Below are 20,835 nucleotides of genomic sequence, written 5' to 3'. Positions count from 1 at the left end.
CTATATTATTTGCTTTATTTAGGTTTTTTGAAGAAATTTATTTATGGCGATAGTCTCGAACAAAAGGAGCAAAAAATACGGGATAAAAAAATTGAAGACCTCCACTAGGGTATGATCCGATTTCTTAAGAAAAAGTGGGAGCAAAAAGATGATCACCAAGGCCATTTTTGCTATGGTTAGCATCAGAAAAATTTTGAAAACGTTTTTACTTTCCTGGGCCGCATACCATCTTAAGACCACGTATACGGCCAAAACCAAAGCCGCATTAAAAAGATAGATGCCCCAAAGTGGAAAATAGAGGGTGCCGGAAAAGAGCTGTAACAAAATATAAAAATGCACGGCGAACAGCAGCCCGGCAAACGCCAGGAGCTTCACCAGAAAAACACCCATTTCCTTACCCATTGGATGAATTTTGTTTTTTTGAAATATTGGACACTTGTTTTACGACCATATACATGGCCAGAGCAACGGATCCCAAAGAACATACCAAGGTGAACACATGGTATTGGTTTGGATAGGCTTCATCCAATTTTACTCCGCCAAAACTGCCCAGACCTATGATGACGATCATCTGAAGGGCTATGCCTGAAAATCTAGCGTATGAATTTAGTGGGTTCTTCTTCCTAGGATGCTTTTGCGGGTCCATTACTGCTTGTCCTCAAAGGCTGTTTATAACTACTGGCAGCGCTTGAACTGGACGTTGAGGCAGCCGTACTCGCAGTGCTGGTGCTCGCTGCGGAAGCGCCCCCTTTGCCTTTCATGGTACAGGATGCATTAAAGGTTGCTCCAGGCTCAACGGCCAATTTGGTAACGGAGACCGTTCCCTCTATTACGGCAGAGGCCTTAAGGGAGAGCAGGTCCGACACCAACAGTTCCCCGTTGAAGCTTCCTTCGATATCTGCGTTCACACATTCTACCTTTCCATGGATATAGCCACCTTTGCCGATAACTACTTTTCCGGAGGTCTTTACATTACCGTCCAATTTTCCATCGATCCTAAAATCCGCTTCGGAGATGATATCTCCTTTGATTTTGGTGTTCTTTTCAATTCTGTTGGGTTGTCCGCCTATTTCTGTCATAACACGAGGTTTTTTGTTATCTGAAAACATTATTCTATGGTTTTGGGGTTAAGAGTTCTTTTTTGTATTCCTCTAAATTTTTGTGTACTTGAATGATTTTATAGTTGGATGACAAAATTACAAAATTCTCATTGTCAACCTTGTAATCCTTGTTAATTTTTAGCAGTTCCACATAGCCTAGGGCAAAATCCTTGGACTTAAACCCGTGAACGACCACAAATTGGTCTTCCAAACTGTAGATGTCCTTGGACACCCTGTTCTTGTATTTCAGGTCTACGATGGATTTTTCCAAAAGCTCCTTGAGCTCCTGGGCCTGTTCATCATCACGTATCTTAAATGGAAAGACCACCTTCCAATTTCCTTTGCCCGAAACTCCTGTTTCCTGTGAAAACACTTTAGGTTCCAGCTTGGGAAGTTGTTCGGCCACCATCTGCTGTGCCTTTTGCCCCTCAGGATTGTTGGGATAGTTAAGGGCCACGAAATTAAGCGCATCCTTAAACGCTTCATATCCTTGCAGCCTACCTATGGCATTGGCCTTGAGCATTTCAAACTTTGGTACGATCTCATCCCCTGTATACCGATTGATGTTTTCCTCCGCCCCTTTGATAACACCCACATACTCTTGCTCCAAATATCTTTTGTACAACTGGGTATATCGTGCATCTGGGCTATCGGTGGCGTTGGCCAGTACCGCTTGTGGATTTAGAAGTATCTCGGCGTAACGGGAATTTGGGTGGTTTTTAATGATATCGGCTTTCATTCCTGCCGCCAATGGACTTTCCAATTCCTCATAGATCTTGTACAGATTATACTTGGATGGAAGTACCAGTCGTTCTTCGGGGTCTGCCTTTAGCACGCCGTTCAATTTGTTGGCCGCCAAAAAGTTTTCCTTGAATTTTTCCTTGTAGATCAAGCCCAATTGATAGTTGGCAAAATTTCTTTCGGTCTTCAAACTGTCTATGACACCCTCGTCCGATGGTATACGGTCCAAATAAAAATCCACCGAATATTTTTGTTCATCGGTAACCGCTTCCTCCACATTCCCCGAGGCCACCCCGATTTCATCCGTTTGTTGTACTGGTAAGGCCCTATTCTTATTGGACCAACGCCAATCGTCCTCCAACACCCGCTCTCCCCATTTGTTCCTGAAATCGGTTTTCCCATATCCAAGGCTGGTGATATTGTAGAAATAAAATTTGCCCTTGGTAGCCTTGCCGGCCTTGCTCTGGGAAAAAACATCCAGGCCCGCGTTTAACCGCTCTTCCTCTTTTAATGCCTCGGCTTCTTCCTTTTCCCTCATCTTGGCAATATAGGTTTCAAAATAGGCCACTCGTTCTGTCTCGTCCATATGGTATAGCGTAATTACACTATCTGCATATTGTACCACCTCCTCATAGGCGATTACATCTTCCAAATTGTCCAATTTCTTTTTTACGGAACGGTATTTTTTTGTGTTTTCCCGGAGGTTGGTCAAGGTGCTATCGTAATAGGCTCCCGCGGTCTTATAACCGTTTTGGTCAAAATGGTATTCCGCGAGGTTTTCATAGTTCAGGGCGTTCAACTGCGGAACGTTCTGGGTAGCACGGAGCGATTTGTTGAAGTAGACCAGGGCCAAACTGTCGGAGCCATTGGTCAAATGGTATTCCGCTTCCTGTCTGTAGATCTTATCCAAAAAGGGACGGTTTTCCCTGTTTTCCTCCAAATCGATGAGGTACTCCAACAAGGCCTCCTTGTTCTCCTGGGTAATTTCCGTGTTCTGTATTTTTTTTAAATGGGCGTTGATCATATAAACCCTGGGTGATTTTCGATTGAGGGCAATGATCTTGTCAAAGGCGTAGTTGGCGCTATCCTTATGCCCCAACTGGTCATAGAGCTGCCCAATGATAAAATAATATCGGCCTTTTTCCGGATTTTTACGGGTATAGGCAGAGGCAATCTTCAATTGTTGTATGGCCGTATCAGGGGCATTCAGGTTTATATAAGCTTGGGCCATCATGGCACGTGCATCCGCGTACTCCTGGTCCCGTAAATCCTCGTACTTGAACAAGCGCTTCAGGTTTTTGATCGCCAATTCCTCATTTTCCAAACGGATGTTCACTTTCTCCCTCCATATGGTGGCTTCGTTGAGCTTATCGCTTTGTGTGTATTTGCGAAGCACATAATTGAAGGCTTCCAGCGCAGGGATATAGCGTTGGTCAAAATAGCGCGCCTTGCCCAATAGGAGAAAAGCTTCATCGGTCTGGGGATTGCGCTCCTCGTCCTTAATGTCCATGCTGTGCTTTTGTATGGCCTTGGTGGCCTTTTCCTCGGCAAGCAAAAATTGTGGGGTATTGTTTTCAGAATCCAATTTTACCTCATCCGTCACCTCCAAACGTTCTACGGGAAGGACTTCCCAGTAGTTATCCCGATACGAAGCATTGAGTTGTTCGCGCCCCTCCTCAAAAGCGATATTGCCGTTGTAAAGTACGTTGTACTTGGTGTTCAGGCCGTGCCAATTGCGATTGACAAAAGCGTCCTTTTTGGTGGAACATCCGTTAAACAGGATTCCAGCCAAAATCAGAAGTGGAAAAAGTTTGTGCTGAAGCTTCAAAATTCCTTGGTATTCGTATGTAGTCTTAACTTAAAAACATCCAGATTATTATACCGCTCATCGGTAAAATGCACATTATTTTCATTTCGAGGAAAAAAAACAAAAATCCAATAATCCCAATGCACTTTGCCAAGGGCTTCGCTCGTCCCTAAAACTACCAGGTGGTGGGGCTTTCAAAATCTACCAAATCCCTATTGTATTTGCTCTTATAGGCTACCGGCGATAGGCCCACATATTTTTTAAAGACCGATCTAAAGGCCTTCTGATCGGAGTACCCCACTCCGAACATTACCTCGGCCACATTGTGCTGGGTAGATTCCAAACGCTTTTTGGCGGCCTCGATCTTTACGCGTTGTATGTATTCCAAGGGCGTATTCTGGGTAGCTTTTTTAAATCGCCTTACAAAGTTGCGCCGGCTTACCGAATACATCCCTGCTAATTGCTGTACCGATATTTTATCGGCCACATTGCCTTCTATGTACCTTTGCGCTTGTTTAATGACCTGATCTTCATGGTCTTTCTGCCCTTGAAAAATGGCGAACTGGTTCTGGCTTTCCCGATCAATTTCGATCTCGAAAAACTTGGAAATAAAAATGGCCGTGTCGCGCCCGCAGTATTTTTCTATCAAATGCACGACCAAATTCAGAAAGGAATAAGCGCCCCCACTGGTATACAATCCGTCCTCCTCGGTCACCACCTTGTTGGATACCACATTGATCTTTGGATACATTTTTTTCAAAACATCGGTACCGGCCCAATGCGTCGCGCACTGTTTCCCATCTACCAATCCGGTCTCGGCCAAAATAAAAGCGCCCAAACAAAAACTGGCCACCTCGGCACCATGGTCCAATCTTTGCTTTTTGATCCATGGCACAAACTCCTGGTTGTTGCGTACATCCGCCAACAGATCGTTGGGCTTAAAGGAGGGTATCAATATCAAGTCTGTTCGTTCCACCTCGGAAAGGACCTTATCGCAGTGTATGCTAAAGGCTCCATCGTACAATACGGTATCCTTTTCCACGCCCACCAAATGGATATCAAAGGGAGGCTGGGCTCCATTTTCTGTTTGTGCCAAAAATTCATTGGCCGCATTAAAAATCTTGTAAGGCCCTATGACACTACTAAGTATGGCATTGCTCTTGGGAACCAATATGCTTACGTGCTTCATTATGTAATAGGTTTATGTTCAAAAATAACCTAATTATTTGGCATAAACAACCCTCCAAAGTGGCTGATTTACCCATTTCGGCCCTGTCCTATGTTTCGTAGCTTTGAAACCAGATGCCCGTTTTATGGAGTTTGAACTGTTCGAAAAAATTAGGGATGCCTTTTGCGCAAAACATACTCATGTAAGTGTGGGTACCATGATGAGTTCTCCTGCAATACACTACAAGGGCAAGGTATTTGCCTTTTTTTCACGACGGAGTACCATGGTGTTCAAACTGGGCAAGACCTATCCAGTGGATGCATTGGAAATCGAAATAGAGGAATTCAACCCCTTTAAGAACAAAGCGCCTTTGAGCGGATGGTACGAGGTAGGGTTCAACGACCATGCGGAGTGGGATGGGCTCACCTCCAAAGCGTTGGAGCTCATGGCATTAAATCCAAAAAAATAAGTATGGGAACAAAAGGGGACAAACTGAACCAAGAGGCCACATTGGCGGCAGAGGCATTGGTCGCAAAGCTGAACGGAATCGATGGGATTACATCAAAAAAGATGTTCGGGGGCCATGGGATATTCCATCATGGGAAAATGTTCGGAATCGTCAATTCCAAAGGGCAGTCCTTTTTAAAGGCAAATGCCTTCAACAAAATGGATTTTGAGAAAAGTGGATCTCATCAACACGGTAAAATGCCCTATTTCTCTATTCCGGATGCAATCGCAAACGATACGGACAAACTTGTGGAATGGGCCAACAAGGCCCTGAAAACCATTAAATCAGAATCGTGATGAAACATGTTATGGTGCCGTTTACGATAAAACCGGAAGCATTGGGAGCGGTAGGCCCCATCATTGGCAAATTCATTTCTGCCATCAAAAAAAATGAGCCCAAAACCCTATTGTACCAATCATTGCAACAGGCTGATGAGCCTACAAAGTTCATCCATGTAATGACCTTTTCGGATGACGCATCGGAAACTTACCACAAGAAATCCAAGCACTGTGCAGAATTCGTTGCGGCCTTGTACCCCTTATGCGAAATTATGCCTAAACCTATAGTATACAATGAAACCAATACCGATATGTGATGGTTGACGTGCTCACGGACATACAAATTTTTTGCCCCCGGCATCGGGTTGCCGAATACGTGGCCAATCCGGATAATGCCCATGAATGGTATGTAAATATAAAGTCGGCCGTATGGTTGACTCCCAAACCGGCGGAAATCGGCACACGGATAGCTTTTAAGGCCAATTTTCTGGGAAGGCAGCTTATGTATACCTACGAAATAGTTGAATTTGTTCCCATGAAAAGGCTGGTGATGCAAAGCGTCGATGGGCCATTCCCTATGGAAACCAGCTACACCTGGGAAGATTTCAATGGCGGACATACCCATATGACCTTGCGAAACAGGGGCAATCCCACGGGCTTTTCAAAATTCGTGGCTCCCTTTATGGCCGCTGCCATGAAAAGGGCAAATGGAATAGATTTAAAACGGCTTAAGAAAGTCCTCGAAAACAAAAACCATGCAAGCTAAAACCAACCCGGAAGTAGATAATTTTCTGAAGGAGAAAAAACATCCTTTGACTCTTGAGATACAGGAGGTCCGAAGAATTATTTTGGAGTCGGACCACCGTATTGAAGAGACGATAAAATGGAAGACTCCCACTTTCATGTACAAGGGGAATATTGCCTCCTTTTTCTTCAATGCCAAGAAATTTGTAAGCTTAATGTTCCATAAGGGAGCGTTGATCCCTGACGTTTCCGGATTGTTGGAAGGCGATGGCAAAGAAAGTCGGGTAGCCCGATTTTATGGTTTGGAGGACATTGGCAAAAAGAAGGGTGCACTACAAGATGTCATCAAGGAGTGGATCAAAATCCAGGATACCAAAAAATAAAAGGACCCTATGTTTACGGCAGCCTATACCCATTTTTTTCAAGAACTAAAGGAAAACAACAGTTCCGCTTGGTTTCATGCCCATAAAAAAAGATATGAGGAAGTGGCCAAGGGGCCCTTTTTGGAATTGCTCAACCGTTTGTTGCCCACCCTTACGGAATGGGATCATCGAATCCTCCCGGATGCCAAAAAAGCGTTATTCCGAATCAACCGGGATATCCGCTTTTCCAAGGACAAATCGCCCTATCATCTCATCTTAAAGGCCGGTTTTTCCCCCAATGGAAAAAAGTCGGTGCTCCCGGGCTACTATCTGGGGATAGATGCGCACCATATCCATGTAGGAGGTGGCTTGTTCATGGTACAAAGCCCAGAACTAAAAAAAATACGGACCCATATTGCTGAAAATACCCCTGCGTTCTTGAACCTAATGGGTTCCGAGAACTTTAGGCAGCACTTTGGCGCTTTGAAGGGCGAAAAGGCGAAACGATTGGACAAGGATCTTCTCCCTGTGGCCGACAAGACCCCTTTGATCTATAACAAGCAGTTCTATGCCATGGCCGAATTTCCACTGGAGCCCTTTTACCAATCGGAAAAGCTCCCGGAAGAAATTTTGGCGCATTTTGCCGGTATTCGCCCATTAAACGAGTATCTCAATCAGGCCCTACACTGAAAAAGAAATCCATAACGATTTATGAATTATAAAAACGAAAGATCATGACAACACAGGAAGTAGCAAATCAATTGGTAGCGTATTGCAAACAGGGGCAGTTCAATGAAGCCATTAATGCCCTTTACGGGGACAATATTGTGAGTATAGAACCAGATGGAGCGCCCATGAAAGAGGTGCGGGGCCTGGATGCCGTAAAACAAAAGTCGGAACACTTCAATAGCATGGTAGAGGAAGTGCACGGTATGGAAATTTCGGAACCCATAGTCGCCGATAAGTTCTTTGCCTGCACCATGAAAATGGATGTGACCTTCAAAGGGGCTCCAAGAAGCAGTATGGAGGAGGTATGTCTGTACAAAGTGGAAAATGGGAAAATTACCCAGGAAGAATTCTTTTTTACCCCGCAGAACCCGCAGGGGTAGGATTATGTCTAAACGGTCCGTTGGGCAACATTGAAAGCACAGCGCGCTTTTCAATGTTGTTCTTCGCGACGGTTTTTACCCGGCAAAGAAACTTTCCAATTCCCTTAAGGTCGCTTCAGAAGTTTGTATGTCCCTTACGATTTGGCCCTTGTTCAGTACCACGATCCGCTCACAGACCTCCGTTACATGGCTAAGGTCGTGACTCGAAACCAATACGGTTACTTCCCCCTTCTTGGCCAAATCCTTGATTATTCCCTTTAGTCTGATCTGCGTGGTCGGGTCCAAATTGGCAAAGGGCTCATCCAAGATGACCACTTCGGGATTTCCGATGAAGGAAGCTACAATACCCGCTTTCTTCTGGTTTCCCTTGGACAGATCACGGAGGTACTTCTTTTGTCCTAGGATCTCTCCGTGGAAAAAGTCTTCAAATTGGGACAGTAGTCCATCCACATCGGCTTTGTTCTGCCCGCGCAACTCCCCGATAAAATAAAAATATTCTTCCGGGGTAAGGTAACCGATCAAAAAGGTCTCGTCTATAAAGGAGGAGGTAAAGGGTTTCCAGGCCTCGCTCGTGTTCACTTGGACCCCATTATTAATGACGTGTCCCGTGGTAGGCTGTATTAAATCGAGCAACAAGCTGAAAAATGTGGTCTTTCCTGCACCGTTATTGCCCACCAGACCAAAGCTCTGCCCTTTTGGGATTACCAGATCCTCTATGTTTAATACGGTCTGTGACCCGTATGTTTTAGTAAGGTTTTTTGATTGTATCATCATATCCCTATGTTAGCTGTTCTTTTCCTTAAATCCGGCAATCATGCCGTATTTCTTTTTTCGATAAATTTCGGTGATCCTGTCCAGCATGGGCTTTCTAAAAGCAATGCCCACCAGCCCCAGGGCGGAGAGCACGCCCAATGCGACCTCAAAGGAAATTAGAAATTTCAACGCCGGAAAAATAATCATAGGTACTCCCAAGAGTGGTATGAGGACCAAAAACTGCGTGGCCCCCGTGCCCTGCATATTTGAAAAAGCACTTTTATCCAAATCGATCCTCTTTTTGTTCATGGACCCAAAGAACAGGATAAGCGGAATGTTGATTCCCAAATTGTAAAGTGCACTGCTAAGGTTTATAGCCAGGGCCTGCCAGCCAAAATACACATAGGGAATGGAAAGCAGGAACATGACCACCACACTGGCGGAAATGAGCCCTGCCTTGGACTCCAGATACTTGCGCAGTGGAATGTTCTGCGCCATCATCATACTATAGTAGGCGCTGTCCCAAGCGGGGATGAACTGCCCAAAGTTCACCAGGAAGATGCCCGTAATAAAAATCCCGGCAAAAACCATCATGGCGGAGGTGTTGGAAAATTCGTCCATGGTGTAAAAAACCAGGCCATAGAAAATCATGGCCAGGGAGAGAAAGACCTGTGTTTTGGTGCGTTTGTTGCGCCAGATTAGTTTAAGGTCCAGTTGTAGAAAGGGAGCGATACTTCCAAATTTTTTGGTCCACCCCAGATCAGCCGTAACGGCTTCCTTGGTTTTCTTTTTGAGGGAGGCATCGAGAAATATCCGCCTGCGCAAAAAGCGATAGTTAAAAGCGTACATCCCAAGTGCCAAGGCAAGGGGCGCCAAAATTGTTGGCGGGTACTCGTAAAAGGCATAGAATACTTTGCCCGTTAGCTCCGTGACCGATAGTAGGCCAAAATAGTTAACAGCGTACAACCCAATTATCACCACGGCCAACCCGATAAGCGCCCGGTCATTTTTGTTGATCAGAAAGTTCAAGTAATTTACAGTGAGCGAGATGCAGACCAGAGCGAAGAGCCACGATAACAAATTCGGTAGTGGATACTCATGAATGGCCAGCATGACCACAAAGGGGGCGAACAGGACTAGGGAAAAAAAGTTATAAAAGGACAGTCCCGATTTAGCCAGAATGTAATGGGTAATGACCCCTTTTTTCACCGGGAGCAGGAGCAATGGCTTAACGTCCAGTACGGGAAGCTTTTGCATAAAATATCTGAAGAAGAGCTCCATTAGAAACCAATACACCACATACTCGCTGAGCTTAAGCAACAGATCGGCGCCCGGAAAAAACTTCTCCAGGAGAAAATAAAGTCCCACACCGGCCAGGGCAAGGGAAACCAACATATAAACGGCAAAGAAAATCATAAGGACCTTGATGGCCATATCCTTGCCCAAACTGGCGGATCGAAAAAAGGATTTCCATTGCAGGTTTACAAAATGCTTAAACATGTAGTCTGTAGCTTGCTCTGAGGGGTTAGTGTAGCAAATATATATTTTGTTACAACCACCAACTATTTTTAGGCCATCCTATTTTAAATAACACAGCTTTGCTTAGTTTTGCACAAAAATTGATTCATGAGCGATTTTCATTCCCTGACCGTATCTTCGGTGGAAAGACTTACCCCAAACGCAGTTGCAATATCGTTTTCCATTCCCAAGGAACTAAAGGATACCTTTTCCTTTCTTTCGGGCCAATACATTACCATAAAACATCCCATGAACGGCGGGGAAATCCGCAGGGCCTACTCCATTTGTTCCCTGCCCACCGCCCCGGGAATTTCTGTGGGGGTCAAAAAAGTGGAGGACGGAACCTTTTCGGTATATGCCAATACAGCGATAAAGGCTGGGGATGTTATGGAAGTTATGCCGCCCGAAGGGCGCTTTGTCTTCCATCCGTCCAACCGGGAACAGCACATCGCTGCCTTTGCCGCCGGAAGTGGAATCACACCTATTTTGAGCATTGCCCAAAACGTATTGGAAAGCCATTTGAACAGCACTTTTGTACTGGTATATGGCAACCAAAGCCCTGAGGAAACCATGTTTTATAGGAACCTCCGGGCTTTATCTAAAAAATATACCAACAGGTTTTTTATTCAGTTCGTTTATAGCAAGGCACAGGAAGAGGGTTCTCTTTTTGGGCGAATCGATACCTCCACTGTGAACTTCATCATCAAGAACAAATTTAAGGAGGTCTCTTTTGACCGCTTTTATCTTTGCGGGCCGGAACCAATGATCCATGTGGTTTCGGATACGCTTAAAGTTGCCGGGGTGCCAGATGCCGATATCCTTTATGAACTTTTTACCTCAACGGAGGCTGTGGATACCATAGCGGAGAATTTGGATGGCACCACCAAGGTGGAAGTCGTGGTGGACGACGAGACCTATTCGCTCTCCATGGACAAGAAGACCTTGGTGCTCGATGCCGTGCTCAAGGAGAATATCGATGCACCCTACTCCTGCCAAGGCGGGGTTTGCAGTAGCTGTATTGCAAGAATTACCGAAGGAAAGGCAGAAATGGTCAAAAATCAGATTTTAACGGACGGCGAAATCGCCGAAGGCCTCATTTTAACTTGCCAGGCTCACCCACTTACCCCAACCTTAAAGGTAGATTACGACGATGTGTGATACCGGGGGAAGTCCAGCTTCCTGTGGCCTGCCCCAACTAATCCGTTAAAAGCGCTTTGTCCAAGGCCCTTATGGCATTTTCATACCCGATCAGGTAGGCCTTTTCCATTCCTTTTCTGTCCAGAATGCCAATATTTTCCAGGGCTGGCGGCGCAATAAGGATATCGCAGGCCCCTATCTTTTCCTTGCTGGAGGCATAGACCATAAGCCCGGTGACGCGCCCGGTGAGCTGTAGGGCGTTCTTCAGCGATCTTTTGGGGAGTCGACTTACAATGGATACATTGCTTCCCAAGATAAAATCAGTGGTGTCCATAAGGGGCTCCAGAGGAAAATTATTCATAATACCCCCATCTGCATAGAGTTCGCCCTGTAAGAGAACAGGGCTAAAAACCGGGGGAAGAGCAGCTGAGGCCAATAAGGGACGGATCAATTCGCCCGAGGAAAAGAACGCCTGATCTCCCTCCTGCAGATTGGTGGCCACGACGTGCAGCTCCTTGTCCAGGGCTTCAAAGGAATCCTGGGGAAAATAATCCTTGAACAAGGCGACGTATTTATCCGTGTCTATAAGCCCCGGTTTGCTTATGGTAAGGAAGTTGTATTTGAACAGCGGGGTCTCTTTAAAAAACAGGAGCATGTCCTCTACCGTATGGCCTTGGGCATAGAGCGCACCTATCAGGGCTCCAACGCTGCTACCGGAAACGGCTCCAGCCGATATGCCCAGTTCATTCATGGCACGGATAACCCCGATATGGGCCATTCCGCGGACACCTCCTCCCGAAAGCACCAGGCCAACGGACTCTGATTTTTTGATTTTAGACCTTACTTCTCCCATGCTATTGAACCTTCAGCTTGATTCTTGTTCACCTTGGTGTATAGGTGTACAAAAATACGGTGTTTTTGCACCAAAACGCCTGTAGGGCACAATCGTTGACGAAGATTTTACAGACCATACGGTCGGCGGCGCTCTTTTGAACGCCATACCATGGCAACTAAGTAGCTCTTTATCCTGTTTTGTTATTTTTTTACCCTATTTCCAGAACAAAAAAGAGGACATGAACTATTGGGTCAAAGACCATTTGGTTGGTTTTTCCAAAAAGGGGCCTGTTTGTTAAATTTAACCAGAGCTGTAATTGCGAAAACGCTTTGGCGACTAAATTCTTTGTAAATTTACCGGTGAACCACAGGTTTATGCAAGCTTCTTTTTCACATACCACGGCTATTTTGGTATTTGCAAATTCCTCCAAGGAGGAATTAAAGCACAAGACCTTTGTCCAAGATGGTCAGCTGTTCGATATGCTTACGGCACAAACCTTGCGTACAGTGAAAAGTACGGGGCTTCCCTATTTTCACTATTCGGAAGACCAGCAATTGGGCGGTTCCTTTGGCGAACGCTTTACCAACGCCATTGAAGCTGTGTTTCACAAGGGATATGATGCGGTCATCACCCTGGGCAATGACACTCCGGAACTTAGCAAGTCCCATATTCTGGAAGCTTACGCTTGTTTACAATCGGGCCGACCGGTGTTGGGACCCTCGTTGGACGGTGGTTTTTATTTGATGGGAATCACGAAAGCCTTATTTGACGTCTCCCATTTTTTGCATTTGCCCTGGCAGACTGCTACCTTGGCCAAACAGCTAGGCCAGTTTCTAGGTACTTTTCCTGCCCGATTGGTATGGTTGCAGCGGTTTTCGGATTTGGATGCACTGTCCGATCTACAGGTTTTGGCGAATAGCCATCGCCTTGGGAAGGCACTCCAAGGGCTTATTCGTAATTTGCTCGCCTGTGCCCGCCATCTATTTCATTTCTCCCAGTCCTTTATCGATTCCTATCTCGTACAGACCTATTACAACAAGGGGTCTCCAGTATTTCTTCATTCCTAGACTTAAGCGGATTATTCAACGTCCGATTTTATTGTTGGAAACGTGTTCAATCTTGCCCTGTTTCAGGTCAATGAAATACTAATTCCAATAAGTTTTTACCCTTATTACTATTCGTCACTAAACAGAAAACAATGGCAAATTCATATTATGATCCCGCAGACTTGAGAAAATTCGGGAATATCACCGAATGGAGCGAAGAGCTCGGAACCAAATTCTTTGATTATTATGGCAAGGTATTCGAGGAGGGCGCTCTATCGGCTAGGGAAAAGTCGCTTATCGCACTCGCCGTGGCCCATGTGGTAAAATGTCCTTACTGTATAGACGCCTATACCAAGGATGGCCTGCAGCGGGGAATTACCAAGGAGGAAATGATGGAAGCGGTACATGCCGGGGCCGCCATAGAAAGTGGTGCCACCCTGGTCCATGGGGTGCAAATGATGAACAAATACAACAAACTATCCATGTAACGCAGGCATTGGCCCTGCAAAAACAAAAAAATGGCTACAAAATCACTAAAGGCGAGACACGAAGAACTGGCCGAGACAAACAAACAATTGGAAATCCTGAACGGAGGTATCTTTGCCGAAGGTGAGCTGCCCTTTTTTAAGGACAAAATTGCCAATATTGGCCAGTTTCCACTACGGCCAAAAAAACTGGAGATATTGCAGATCAATGTGGGCTATATGTGCAATCAGGTCTGTGAACACTGCCATGTGGATGCCGGCCCGGACAGGAAGGAGATCATGACCCGGGAAACTATGGCACAATGTCTTGAGATAATTCGTAATACCGGTGCCCATACCCTGGACCTTACAGGCGGAGCTCCGGAAATGAATCCAGATTTCCGTTGGTTTGTGGAAGAAGCGGCCAAGGCAGGAATCCAAGACTTTATTGTCCGGTCTAACTTGACCATTATCCGCGCCAACAAAAAATACTACGACCTTCCCGAGTTCTTTAAAAAACACAACGTACATGTTATTTCCTCCATGCCACATTATACCAGGGGAAAAACGGACAAACAACGAGGCGATGGCGTTTTTGACAAATCAATAAAAGCACTACAGGAACTCAATGCCGTTGGTTACGGCATGCCCGGCAGCAAACTACGCCTGGATTTGGTGTATAACCCCTCAGGAGCCTTTCTTCCCGGGGACCAGGCAGCATTGGAAATGGATTTCAAAAAAGCGCTAAAGGAAGATTTCAACATTGATTTTCACCAGCTTTTCGCCATTACCAATTTACCCATTTCCCGCTTTTTGGATTATCTGATCGCCTCTGAAAACTATGAGGACTATATGTATGCACTGGTAGAGGCCTATAATCCGGAAGCCGTGGCCAATGTGATGTGCACCAATACCATTTCGATAAGTTGGGACGGATGGCTCTACGATTGCGATTTTAACCAGATGTTGGATCTTAAGGTGGCCAGCAAGGTAAAGCACATTAAAGATTACAACGAGGACGTTCTCCAGGACCGGAATATTATTATTTCCCAACACTGCTATGGATGTACAGCCGGAGCGGGTAGCAGTTGCCAGGGTACCGTGGCCTAAAATTTCTAGGTTACAGGGCTCTTTTTCCGGATTTTTGAATCCCCGTTTGGGTCCCAGCATCCGTTTGTCGAGCTTTTTTACCGACCAAGTGGTCGGTTCTAATTTCATTTCCGGGTGTTGTTCGTCCCGATTATGACATTTTAACGAGTTTTTGACCTCGTATATCCTTAAATCTTTAGGAAACCATGGATTCGCAGGTTCTTTGTTAAAGACTTAACCGTCTTTTTTCATAAAACCCAAATCTCATGGAAAAAAATCTAAAACGCATGGCAACCATGCATCGAATGCAGGTCACTGGCCTTGAATTGTTTTATAAGCAAGGGTATTACAACACCAGTATTGATGACATTTTAAAGCACCTATCGCTTTCCAAAGGAGCTTTCTACTACCACTTTCAATCCAAGGAAGACTTTTTCATCAGCATTGTACAGAACCTCATTGTCCAGAAGGTGTACAGTATGCTCATTGAACCTATTGAAGGCAAGGAAGACCCGTTCAACGTCATCTCCAACTGTTTTGAGAACGCCTTGGAAACGGCGGAACACAACGAAATGGATTACGGTTTTGTCCTGAGCAATTTTATTTCAGAGTTCAACCGTAGAAATCCTGAGATTATGCGCTATTTAAAGGATATCCTTAAAGTATGGGAGGTAAATCTGATTTCCATCCTGCAAAAAGGAAAATCGGACGGCTATGTGGATCGACATGTGGATAGTGAAGGTGTTGCCGTATACCTTATCTCATCCTATATAGGCATCCGCACCCTGATGGTAGACGGTAACTGCAAGACGCTTCGATACAAATACATGCAGCAATTGAGACAATACTTCAAATTGTTAAAGCAAAAGGAAATCGCCTAGGGAAAAACATTACGCACTATCCAGAACTTCCAAAATCTTGTGAAAAACCGCTTCGGGTGAAATGGTGTACATGGCCTTTTCATACCCCTTGGGAAGTTTCTTTCCATAAACAGAGGTAGGAATCCGGGGATACTTTCCCCTGTCGGCCAAGAGCGCATAGCCACTGTCCTGTTTAAACGGATAGAAGCCCGCATAGGGGTGGGTAACACCCCAAAGTGTAATGGTGGGAATTCCATAAATAGCAGCGAGGTGTCCATTGCCACTATCCATGGACAGCATGAGATCTAAATTTGAGATCAAGACCAATTCTTCTTCGAAAGTGCATTGTCCCACCATAGATACCGCGTCTTCAAAACGCGTTACCCATTGATCCAAGATATCCTTTTCTTTTGTCCCACCACCGAAAAAAAACATTTTATAGGCCTTGGTGTCCGCTATGCGTTGGATTACATCTGCCATGAGGTCCAATGGGTATTCCTTCCCCTGAAAGGCCGCGAAAGGTGCTATGCCTATCCATTTTTTGGCATCCTTTCCTGCAATTTCCAAAACCCTCGTCGACAATGGCTGTCGGGCCAAAGGAGATGCCTTGTCCAACTGAATCGGAACCCCTAGTTTGCCAAACACGTTGGCGTAACGTTGGTGGGTGGATATCAATGGGCCAAAAACTTTATTTTTTGCTGCTGTTAAGTGTCTTTTTTCGGGTCTTCCCTTGTCTATTTGAGCAAAAGGAAGTTTCCCAAGGAGAAAATAGCGTTTTAATATGTTGCTCCGCAGCACATTGTGCAGGTCGGCCACTGCATCCACCGATAAAGGTTTTAACCCCTGGTATAGTTTCCAGAGTCCCACCACACCTTTATGCCTTCCCTTCAAGTCGGCAGCAAAGACCGATACGTTTGGAATCTGTGCAAACATAGGGGCAAAGAACGCCCGGGTAAGCACGGTAACCCTTACTTCCGGGTATTGCTCTGTAAGGGCCGCGAGCACAGGGACCGTCATGGCCACATCGCCCATAGCCGAAAAACGGATGACAAGAAGGTGTTTCGGTGGTTTTTTTATCGTGGAAAGCTGACTATTTTTGGCCACGGAGGATAGGGTTTAGTTCCTCGTCATTGTACATTTTCATTTGCTTGTAGACCTTCATGAATTTGTTCCCTGATTCAAAATCCGATAAGAGCTGGTCTATGGCTGTGGACAGATCCCTTTTTTGTTCCAGCAATACTTCCAGTTTTTCCTTGCATTTGGCGTTGTGTTCCGGGGACGCGTCTTTTCGATCCGCTTCTTCCTGCATATGATAGATCTTCAGGGCCAGGATGGAGAGCCGGTCTATGGCCCAAGCAGGGCTTTCCGTATTTATAGTGGCATTCGGCTTAATCTGGACCGATTGGTATTTTTTTAAAAAGTAGCTATCTATATACTCTACCAGGTCTGTACGGTCCTGATTGCTGGCATCTATTTTGCGTTTTAACCCGAGCGCGGAGACCGGATCAATATCCGGGTCCCGTATGATATCCTCGTAGTGCCATTGTACGGTATCTATCCAATTTTTCCGGTACAATAGATGGGCGATATCCTCTTTTGGATAAGGGTTCTCAAAAGTTTGGTAAACATCATCCTTGACATGATAGGCCGTAATGCACTTTTCAAAAATCGTATAGGCAAATTCGCTGAACATGAATCGAAATATTTTGGCAAAGATACCCCAATTTATTTTATCATGAGGTGGCTGAGTAGTAGCACAAAGGGCACTAAAATAGTAAGTATCAGTACCATTTCCCTGATTTTAGGTTTTTTGATCCCTTCCACATAACTGGTGATGAAAACCACGGCGGGAAAGAAGGTGACCATAATAGGGAAAACATCGAAGGAAGCCTTTAACCAGGTAAGCAGTAGGCCCAAACCATAGGAAATGGCAATTAACCGTACGGTTACAATTCTTCCCAGGCCTGATTTTCCGAGTTTGAGAAAGGTAAGGATCCCTGCCAGGCCCACGATGAAAATATATATCAAAAATTTGGTGCTGTTCTCCCAATCATAAAAATATGCGGTATTGAATTCAAGGGAAAAAACATAATGGTCTGCCAAGAAAGCTAGATTGTTGGACAAGACCAACACCGCCACCGCAATCATAAAAACCGTAAAGATACCCACCGCAGGCACCAGCCAATTTCTGATGTTCTTGGCCTCATAGAAGGAAATGGCCACAAAGACCAAAATGAGATAAAGCAGGGCCCAATCGTAGAACAAACTGGCCAGGCCGATCCACAGGGTGGCATCAAAAATTTTGTGTTTAATATTTTTCAATGATTTTATACTCAATAGCCTTCGCGTGGCCAATAAGAGGAAGAAACTGCAAAAAATGGCATTGTTGTCCAGTAAAACCTCTGGGAAAACCACCATTAAAAGGGTATAAAATAGGATGGCGAAGGAGTTTGTGCCGGTAATTTTGTTGCGTTTTACAATAAAATTCACCCAAAAAATGCTAAAGAGCAATATGCCCAGAACAAATATTTGTAGCATTAAAGGTTCGGGGCCATAGGTCTTTTGGAACACAAAAAAATGCATGGTCCAGTAGAAGGCAAAAAGGAAACCCAGCAGGATGATGTAATTTATTGGCTTTGTTTTTCCAAAAATGCTTGAAATCATCTAGGGTTTTTATATTTTTGTGGAGTAAATATAATTAAGATGAGAGCATTTTTTGAAGGCATCGAGGATTTATTTGTGAATAGCCTTTTTTGGCCTTTTGATTTTTTCCGGTTTATGGAGAACTGGTGGGCCTCAAACGCCTTCAACTGGCTGTTGGCCATCATTGGTTTTGTAGCAATGATTTATTGGTTGCTTGAGTTAAAGAAATTCAATGATGCCGGAGAGGAGGATAAGAGCATTACCGCGCATGACTACCTATAGGTCAAATCCGATATCCTTACGATAATTCATCCTGTCAAAATGCAGTTTTTCTATGTTTTGATAGGATTTTTTTAGGGCTTCCCTAAAATTGTTCCCGTAGGAGCTTATGGCCATGACCCTTCCACCGCTGGTCACAACCTTACCGTCTTTCTGTCGCGTACCCGCGTGAAAAACCAAGGAGTCCTCTATATTTTCAAAACCACTGATTTCCATCCCTTTTTCGTAGGTCTCAGGATATCCGCCCGATACGGTCATTACCGTGGTCACCGTGCGGTCATCGATTTTTAAGTCAATGGTATCGAGCTGTTCCTCGGCCACGGCCTGGAACACCGCTACCAGATCGTTCTGTATCCTGGGAATGACCACCTCCGTCTCCGGATCTCCCAAGCGCACGTTATACTCAATAACATAGGGGTTTTCACCTACTTTTATCAGGCCTATAAAGATAAACCCCTTATAGGGAAGGCCATCCTTTTGCAGGCCCTCTACGGTAGGTTTTACGACCTGTTCATGGATCTTTTCCATAAAGGTTTTATCTGCAAAGGGCACGGGGGAAATGGCGCCCATGCCGCCGGTGTTCAGTCCGGTATCCCCCTCACCGATCCGTTTGTAGTCCTTGGCCGTGGGCAGGACTTTGTAGTGCTTCCCATCGGTAAGCACAAATACGCTGAGTTCAATTCCGGCTAAAAATTCTTCTATGACCACTGTGGCGCTTGCCTGCCCGAATTTTGCCCCTACCAGCATAATTTCCAATTCCCTTTTGGCCTGTTCCAGATCGTTAAGGATCAGCACGCCCTTGCCCGCTGCAAGACCATCGGCCTTAAGCACGTAGGGCGGACTCAGGGTCTCCAAAAAGGCGAAGCCTGCTTTTAAGTTATCTGCGGTAAAACTCTGGTAGGCCGCCGTAGGGATGTTATGCCGCTCCATAAATTCCTTGGCAAACTCTTTGCTGCCTTCCAAGGTGGCAGCTGCCTTTTGCGGACCTATTACTGAAATATCCTTGAGTTCGGCATCGTTAAGGAAAAAATCGTGTACTCCATTGACCAAAGGGTCTTCAGGTCCTACCACGACCATATCTACCTGTTTGGCAAGTACCGTTTTTTTCAGTGCTTCGAAATCATTGACCCCAAGGGGTACGTTTTCCGCTATGGCCGCGGTGCCCGCATTGCCCGGTGCTACGAAGAGTTTGTTGAGCTTGGGGCTCTGTGCCAATTTCCAGGCCAGGGTGTGTTCCCTTCCACCTGACCCGAGGATAAGAATGTTCATGCTATTCCATTTTTGGGCAAAAATAGAACAATTCTAAGTTCTGAATTCCGATTTCTGAATTACTTTTTGTTCCTGTCCGAAAAGTCGCGATGCTCCGTTCTTTTCAGATCCTCCTGTGATAGGGTCTTGAAATAGTCAAAGGTTTTTTTCATGCCTTCGGCCCTGCCCACTTTGGGTTCCCATCCCAGAATTTCCTTGGCTTTGGAAATATCCGGTTGGCGTTGCATGGGATCGTCCTTGGGAAGCGGTTTGTAGACAATTTTCTGATCGGTACCCGTCAATTTAATAATCTCCACTGCAAAGTCCTTGATGGTTATCTCATGTGGATTGCCAATATTTACCGGTAAGGTATAATCGCTCATCAACAATCTATAGATTCCTTCGATCTCATCATCTACATAACAGAAGGACCGTGTTTGCGAGCCGTCACCGAACACCGTAAGGTCCTCGCCCCGCAGGGCCTGGCCCATAAAGGCCGGGATAACCCTACCGTCATTGAGGCGCATACGTGGGCCATAGGTATTAAAGATCCGAACAATACGGGTATCCAGGCCATGGAACCGGTGGTAGGCCATGGTAATGGACTCCTGAAAGCGTTTCGCCTCATCATAAACCCCTCTAGGGCCAATAGTATTCACATTGCCGTAATATTCCTCGGTCTGTGGGTGCACCAAAGGATCCCCGTATATTTCCGAAGTTGAGGCGATCATAAAGCGAGCCCCCTTTTCCTTGGCAAGTCCCAATAGGTTATGCGTTCCCAAAGCCCCCACCTTTAGGGTCTGGATAGGAATCTTCAGATAGTCAATGGGGCTTGCTGGAGAGGCAAAATGAAGGATATAATCCAATTTGCCAGGAACATGGACAAACTTGGTGACGTCATGATGGTAGAATTCAAAGTTTTCGAGCTTAAAAAGGTGTTCTATGTTCTTTAAGTCGCCGGTAATCAAGTTGTCCATGGCGATCACATGGCATCCTTCCCTTATAAAACGGTCGCATAAATGCGACCCCAAAAATCCGGCCGCTCCGGTAATCAATACTTTTTTCATTCGTTATGTTCGAAATAGAGTTTATGAAGAAGTCACAAAAGTAGAAATGTAATGCCGGCCTACCAATTATTTCCGTATA

The 20,835-nt window shown here is 45.3% G+C and carries 26 protein-coding genes; 13 read left to right on the top strand and 13 right to left on the bottom strand.

The window, feature by feature from the left end; genetic code table 11:
* Positions 1-18 precede the first annotated feature (18 nt).
* The 5 genes from ACRD67_RS00345 to ACRD67_RS00325 form a co-directional block, all read right to left on the bottom strand.
* Positions 19-402, bottom strand: a complete 384-nt coding sequence (locus ACRD67_RS00345) for a hypothetical protein (RefSeq protein WP_430964957.1) — start codon at positions 400-402, stop codon at positions 19-21.
* Entirely contained in the window at positions 395-646 is a 252-nt protein-coding gene (locus ACRD67_RS00340) for an AtpZ/AtpI family protein (RefSeq protein WP_430964956.1), read from the bottom strand. The genes ACRD67_RS00345 and ACRD67_RS00340 overlap by 8 nt, the downstream gene beginning before the upstream one ends.
* Positions 624-1,109 (bottom strand): bactofilin family protein, encoded by a 486-nt coding sequence (locus tag ACRD67_RS00335; protein WP_430964955.1) that lies wholly within the window; start codon positions 1,107-1,109, stop codon positions 624-626. Before ACRD67_RS00335 ends, ACRD67_RS00340 begins: the two co-directional genes overlap by 23 nt.
* 4 nt (positions 1,110-1,113) lie before the next feature.
* A complete protein-coding gene (porW, locus tag ACRD67_RS00330; protein ID WP_430964954.1) occupies positions 1,114-3,669 on the bottom strand; it encodes a type IX secretion system periplasmic lipoprotein PorW/SprE in 2,556 nt (851 codons plus the stop codon).
* A 154-nt stretch (positions 3,670-3,823) separates the two neighbouring features.
* The gene (locus ACRD67_RS00325) at positions 3,824-4,837 is read right to left on the bottom strand and encodes a GlxA family transcriptional regulator (RefSeq protein ID WP_430964953.1); all 1,014 of its coding nucleotides are present in this window, start codon (positions 4,835-4,837) and stop codon (positions 3,824-3,826) included.
* A 103-nt stretch (positions 4,838-4,940) separates the two neighbouring features.
* On the opposite strand from ACRD67_RS00325, the gene ACRD67_RS00320 reads away from it, so the two are divergent.
* Genes ACRD67_RS00320 through ACRD67_RS00290 form a run of 7 tightly spaced genes read left to right on the top strand, consistent with a single transcriptional unit; the run spans position 4,941 to position 7,817 of the window.
* Positions 4,941-5,285, top strand: coding sequence for a hypothetical protein (locus tag ACRD67_RS00320; RefSeq protein ID WP_430964952.1), 345 nt, complete (start codon positions 4,941-4,943; stop codon positions 5,283-5,285).
* A 2-nt stretch (positions 5,286-5,287) separates the two neighbouring features.
* Entirely contained in the window at positions 5,288-5,620 is a 333-nt protein-coding gene (locus ACRD67_RS00315) for a TfoX/Sxy family protein (RefSeq protein WP_430964951.1), read from the top strand.
* Complete coding sequence (locus tag ACRD67_RS00310) at positions 5,620-5,919, top strand: putative quinol monooxygenase (protein WP_430964950.1); 300 nt, start codon at positions 5,620-5,622, stop codon at positions 5,917-5,919. The genes ACRD67_RS00315 and ACRD67_RS00310 overlap by 1 nt, the downstream gene beginning before the upstream one ends.
* Positions 5,919-6,368 carry an SRPBCC family protein gene (locus ACRD67_RS00305; protein ID WP_430964949.1) on the top strand — a complete coding sequence of 150 codons (450 nt, stop codon included), beginning with the start codon at positions 5,919-5,921 and terminating at the stop codon, positions 6,366-6,368. The genes ACRD67_RS00310 and ACRD67_RS00305 overlap by 1 nt, the downstream gene beginning before the upstream one ends.
* A complete protein-coding gene (locus tag ACRD67_RS00300) occupies positions 6,358-6,729 on the top strand; it encodes a DUF1801 domain-containing protein (protein ID WP_430964948.1) in 372 nt (123 codons plus the stop codon). The genes ACRD67_RS00305 and ACRD67_RS00300 overlap by 11 nt, the downstream gene beginning before the upstream one ends.
* Before the next feature lie 9 nt (positions 6,730-6,738).
* Positions 6,739-7,398: a DUF2461 domain-containing protein gene (locus ACRD67_RS00295; protein WP_430964947.1), complete on the top strand. Its 660-nt coding sequence runs from the start codon at positions 6,739-6,741 to the stop codon at positions 7,396-7,398.
* Between the two features lie 44 nt (positions 7,399-7,442).
* Positions 7,443-7,817 carry a SnoaL-like domain-containing protein gene (locus tag ACRD67_RS00290; protein ID WP_430964946.1) on the top strand — a complete coding sequence of 125 codons (375 nt, stop codon included), beginning with the start codon at positions 7,443-7,445 and terminating at the stop codon, positions 7,815-7,817.
* A gap of 75 nt (positions 7,818-7,892) precedes the next feature.
* On the opposite strand, the gene ACRD67_RS00285 is transcribed toward ACRD67_RS00290, so the two are convergent.
* Positions 7,893-8,588, bottom strand: a complete 696-nt coding sequence (locus ACRD67_RS00285) for an ABC transporter ATP-binding protein (protein WP_430966169.1) — start codon at positions 8,586-8,588, stop codon at positions 7,893-7,895.
* 12 nt (positions 8,589-8,600) lie between these two features.
* Complete coding sequence (locus tag ACRD67_RS00280) at positions 8,601-10,070, bottom strand: DUF5687 family protein (protein ID WP_430964945.1); 1,470 nt, start codon at positions 10,068-10,070, stop codon at positions 8,601-8,603.
* Between the two features lie 126 nt (positions 10,071-10,196).
* Between ACRD67_RS00280 and ACRD67_RS00275 the strand changes: the two genes are divergently transcribed.
* A complete protein-coding gene (locus ACRD67_RS00275; RefSeq protein WP_430964944.1) occupies positions 10,197-11,246 on the top strand; it encodes a 2Fe-2S iron-sulfur cluster-binding protein in 1,050 nt (349 codons plus the stop codon).
* A gap of 37 nt (positions 11,247-11,283) precedes the next feature.
* Here ACRD67_RS00275 and ACRD67_RS00270 read toward each other — a convergent pair whose 3' ends face one another.
* Positions 11,284-12,078: a patatin-like phospholipase family protein gene (locus tag ACRD67_RS00270; protein ID WP_430964943.1), complete on the bottom strand. Its 795-nt coding sequence runs from the start codon at positions 12,076-12,078 to the stop codon at positions 11,284-11,286.
* A gap of 356 nt (positions 12,079-12,434) precedes the next feature.
* On the opposite strand from ACRD67_RS00270, the gene ACRD67_RS00265 reads away from it, so the two are divergent.
* The 4 genes from ACRD67_RS00265 (at position 12,435) to ACRD67_RS00250 (ending at position 15,540) form a co-directional block, all read left to right on the top strand.
* Positions 12,435-13,127: a TIGR04282 family arsenosugar biosynthesis glycosyltransferase gene (locus tag ACRD67_RS00265; RefSeq protein WP_430964942.1), complete on the top strand. Its 693-nt coding sequence runs from the start codon at positions 12,435-12,437 to the stop codon at positions 13,125-13,127.
* Positions 13,128-13,258: 131 nt separating this feature from the next.
* Complete coding sequence (locus ACRD67_RS00260) at positions 13,259-13,594, top strand: arsenosugar biosynthesis-associated peroxidase-like protein (protein ID WP_073178763.1); 336 nt, start codon at positions 13,259-13,261, stop codon at positions 13,592-13,594.
* 30 nt (positions 13,595-13,624) lie between these two features.
* Positions 13,625-14,680: an arsenosugar biosynthesis radical SAM (seleno)protein ArsS gene (arsS, locus tag ACRD67_RS00255; RefSeq protein ID WP_430964941.1), complete on the top strand. Its 1,056-nt coding sequence runs from the start codon at positions 13,625-13,627 to the stop codon at positions 14,678-14,680.
* 245 nt (positions 14,681-14,925) lie between these two features.
* Positions 14,926-15,540 carry a TetR/AcrR family transcriptional regulator gene (locus ACRD67_RS00250; protein ID WP_430964940.1) on the top strand — a complete coding sequence of 205 codons (615 nt, stop codon included), beginning with the start codon at positions 14,926-14,928 and terminating at the stop codon, positions 15,538-15,540.
* A 9-nt stretch (positions 15,541-15,549) separates the two neighbouring features.
* Here ACRD67_RS00250 and ACRD67_RS00245 read toward each other — a convergent pair whose 3' ends face one another.
* From ACRD67_RS00245 to ACRD67_RS00235, 3 genes are read right to left on the bottom strand one after another with little or no spacing between them, the layout of a single operon-like run.
* Positions 15,550-16,623 carry a glycosyltransferase family 9 protein gene (locus ACRD67_RS00245; protein ID WP_430964939.1) on the bottom strand — a complete coding sequence of 358 codons (1,074 nt, stop codon included), beginning with the start codon at positions 16,621-16,623 and terminating at the stop codon, positions 15,550-15,552.
* The gene (locus tag ACRD67_RS00240) at positions 16,610-17,212 is read right to left on the bottom strand and encodes a DUF4254 domain-containing protein (RefSeq protein WP_430964938.1); all 603 of its coding nucleotides are present in this window, start codon (positions 17,210-17,212) and stop codon (positions 16,610-16,612) included. Before ACRD67_RS00240 ends, ACRD67_RS00245 begins: the two co-directional genes overlap by 14 nt.
* 32 nt (positions 17,213-17,244) lie before the next feature.
* Positions 17,245-18,183, bottom strand: a complete 939-nt coding sequence (locus ACRD67_RS00235; protein WP_430964937.1) for a hypothetical protein — start codon at positions 18,181-18,183, stop codon at positions 17,245-17,247.
* Positions 18,184-18,222: 39 nt separating this feature from the next.
* Here ACRD67_RS00235 and ACRD67_RS00230 point away from each other — a divergent pair, with 39 nt between their 5' ends.
* Positions 18,223-18,444, top strand: a complete 222-nt coding sequence (locus ACRD67_RS00230; RefSeq protein WP_430964936.1) for a DUF6341 family protein — start codon at positions 18,223-18,225, stop codon at positions 18,442-18,444.
* Here the strand turns inward: ACRD67_RS00230 and purD are convergent.
* On the bottom strand, positions 18,439-19,710 hold the full coding sequence (purD, locus tag ACRD67_RS00225) for a phosphoribosylamine--glycine ligase (protein WP_430964935.1): 1,272 nt from the start codon (positions 19,708-19,710) through the stop codon (positions 18,439-18,441). The two genes, ACRD67_RS00230 and purD, sit on opposite strands and share 6 nt — an antisense overlap.
* A 59-nt stretch (positions 19,711-19,769) precedes the next feature.
* Complete coding sequence (locus ACRD67_RS00220; RefSeq protein ID WP_430964934.1) at positions 19,770-20,756, bottom strand: UDP-glucuronic acid decarboxylase family protein; 987 nt, start codon at positions 20,754-20,756, stop codon at positions 19,770-19,772.
* Positions 20,757-20,835: the final 79 nt, after the last annotated feature.

The organism is Eudoraea algarum (genome assembly GCF_050589645.1).
GTDB lineage: Bacteria > Bacteroidota > Bacteroidia > Flavobacteriales > Flavobacteriaceae > JBNGOQ01.
This window is presented reverse-complemented; position numbering and strand designations above follow the sequence as displayed.

Coding starts and splice junctions, on each gene's coding strand:
- ACRD67_RS00275 (WP_430964944.1), top strand. CDS start 10,197: ATGAGCGATTTTCATTCCCTGACCGTATCTTCGGTGGAAAGACTTACC.
- purD (WP_430964935.1), bottom strand. CDS start 19,710: ATGAACATTCTTATCCTCGGGTCAGGTGGAAGGGAACACACCCTGGCC.
- ACRD67_RS00290 (WP_430964946.1), top strand. CDS start 7,443: ATGACAACACAGGAAGTAGCAAATCAATTGGTAGCGTATTGCAAACAG.
- ACRD67_RS00295 (WP_430964947.1), top strand. CDS start 6,739: ATGTTTACGGCAGCCTATACCCATTTTTTTCAAGAACTAAAGGAAAAC.
- ACRD67_RS00285 (WP_430966169.1), bottom strand. CDS start 8,588: ATGATACAATCAAAAAACCTTACTAAAACATACGGGTCACAGACCGTA.
- ACRD67_RS00235 (WP_430964937.1), bottom strand. CDS start 18,183: ATGATTTCAAGCATTTTTGGAAAAACAAAGCCAATAAATTACATCATC.
- ACRD67_RS00345 (WP_430964957.1), bottom strand. CDS start 402: ATGGGTAAGGAAATGGGTGTTTTTCTGGTGAAGCTCCTGGCGTTTGCC.
- ACRD67_RS00260 (WP_073178763.1), top strand. CDS start 13,259: ATGGCAAATTCATATTATGATCCCGCAGACTTGAGAAAATTCGGGAAT.
- ACRD67_RS00335 (WP_430964955.1), bottom strand. CDS start 1,109: ATGTTTTCAGATAACAAAAAACCTCGTGTTATGACAGAAATAGGCGGA.
- ACRD67_RS00310 (WP_430964950.1), top strand. CDS start 5,620: ATGAAACATGTTATGGTGCCGTTTACGATAAAACCGGAAGCATTGGGA.
- ACRD67_RS00315 (WP_430964951.1), top strand. CDS start 5,288: ATGGGAACAAAAGGGGACAAACTGAACCAAGAGGCCACATTGGCGGCA.
- ACRD67_RS00325 (WP_430964953.1), bottom strand. CDS start 4,837: ATGAAGCACGTAAGCATATTGGTTCCCAAGAGCAATGCCATACTTAGT.
- arsS (WP_430964941.1), top strand. CDS start 13,625: ATGGCTACAAAATCACTAAAGGCGAGACACGAAGAACTGGCCGAGACA.
- ACRD67_RS00305 (WP_430964949.1), top strand. CDS start 5,919: ATGGTTGACGTGCTCACGGACATACAAATTTTTTGCCCCCGGCATCGG.
- ACRD67_RS00300 (WP_430964948.1), top strand. CDS start 6,358: ATGCAAGCTAAAACCAACCCGGAAGTAGATAATTTTCTGAAGGAGAAA.
- ACRD67_RS00230 (WP_430964936.1), top strand. CDS start 18,223: ATGAGAGCATTTTTTGAAGGCATCGAGGATTTATTTGTGAATAGCCTT.
- ACRD67_RS00250 (WP_430964940.1), top strand. CDS start 14,926: ATGGAAAAAAATCTAAAACGCATGGCAACCATGCATCGAATGCAGGTC.
- ACRD67_RS00220 (WP_430964934.1), bottom strand. CDS start 20,756: ATGAAAAAAGTATTGATTACCGGAGCGGCCGGATTTTTGGGGTCGCAT.
- ACRD67_RS00280 (WP_430964945.1), bottom strand. CDS start 10,070: ATGTTTAAGCATTTTGTAAACCTGCAATGGAAATCCTTTTTTCGATCC.
- ACRD67_RS00265 (WP_430964942.1), top strand. CDS start 12,435: ATGCAAGCTTCTTTTTCACATACCACGGCTATTTTGGTATTTGCAAAT.
- ACRD67_RS00340 (WP_430964956.1), bottom strand. CDS start 646: ATGGACCCGCAAAAGCATCCTAGGAAGAAGAACCCACTAAATTCATAC.
- ACRD67_RS00270 (WP_430964943.1), bottom strand. CDS start 12,078: ATGGGAGAAGTAAGGTCTAAAATCAAAAAATCAGAGTCCGTTGGCCTG.
- ACRD67_RS00240 (WP_430964938.1), bottom strand. CDS start 17,212: ATGTTCAGCGAATTTGCCTATACGATTTTTGAAAAGTGCATTACGGCC.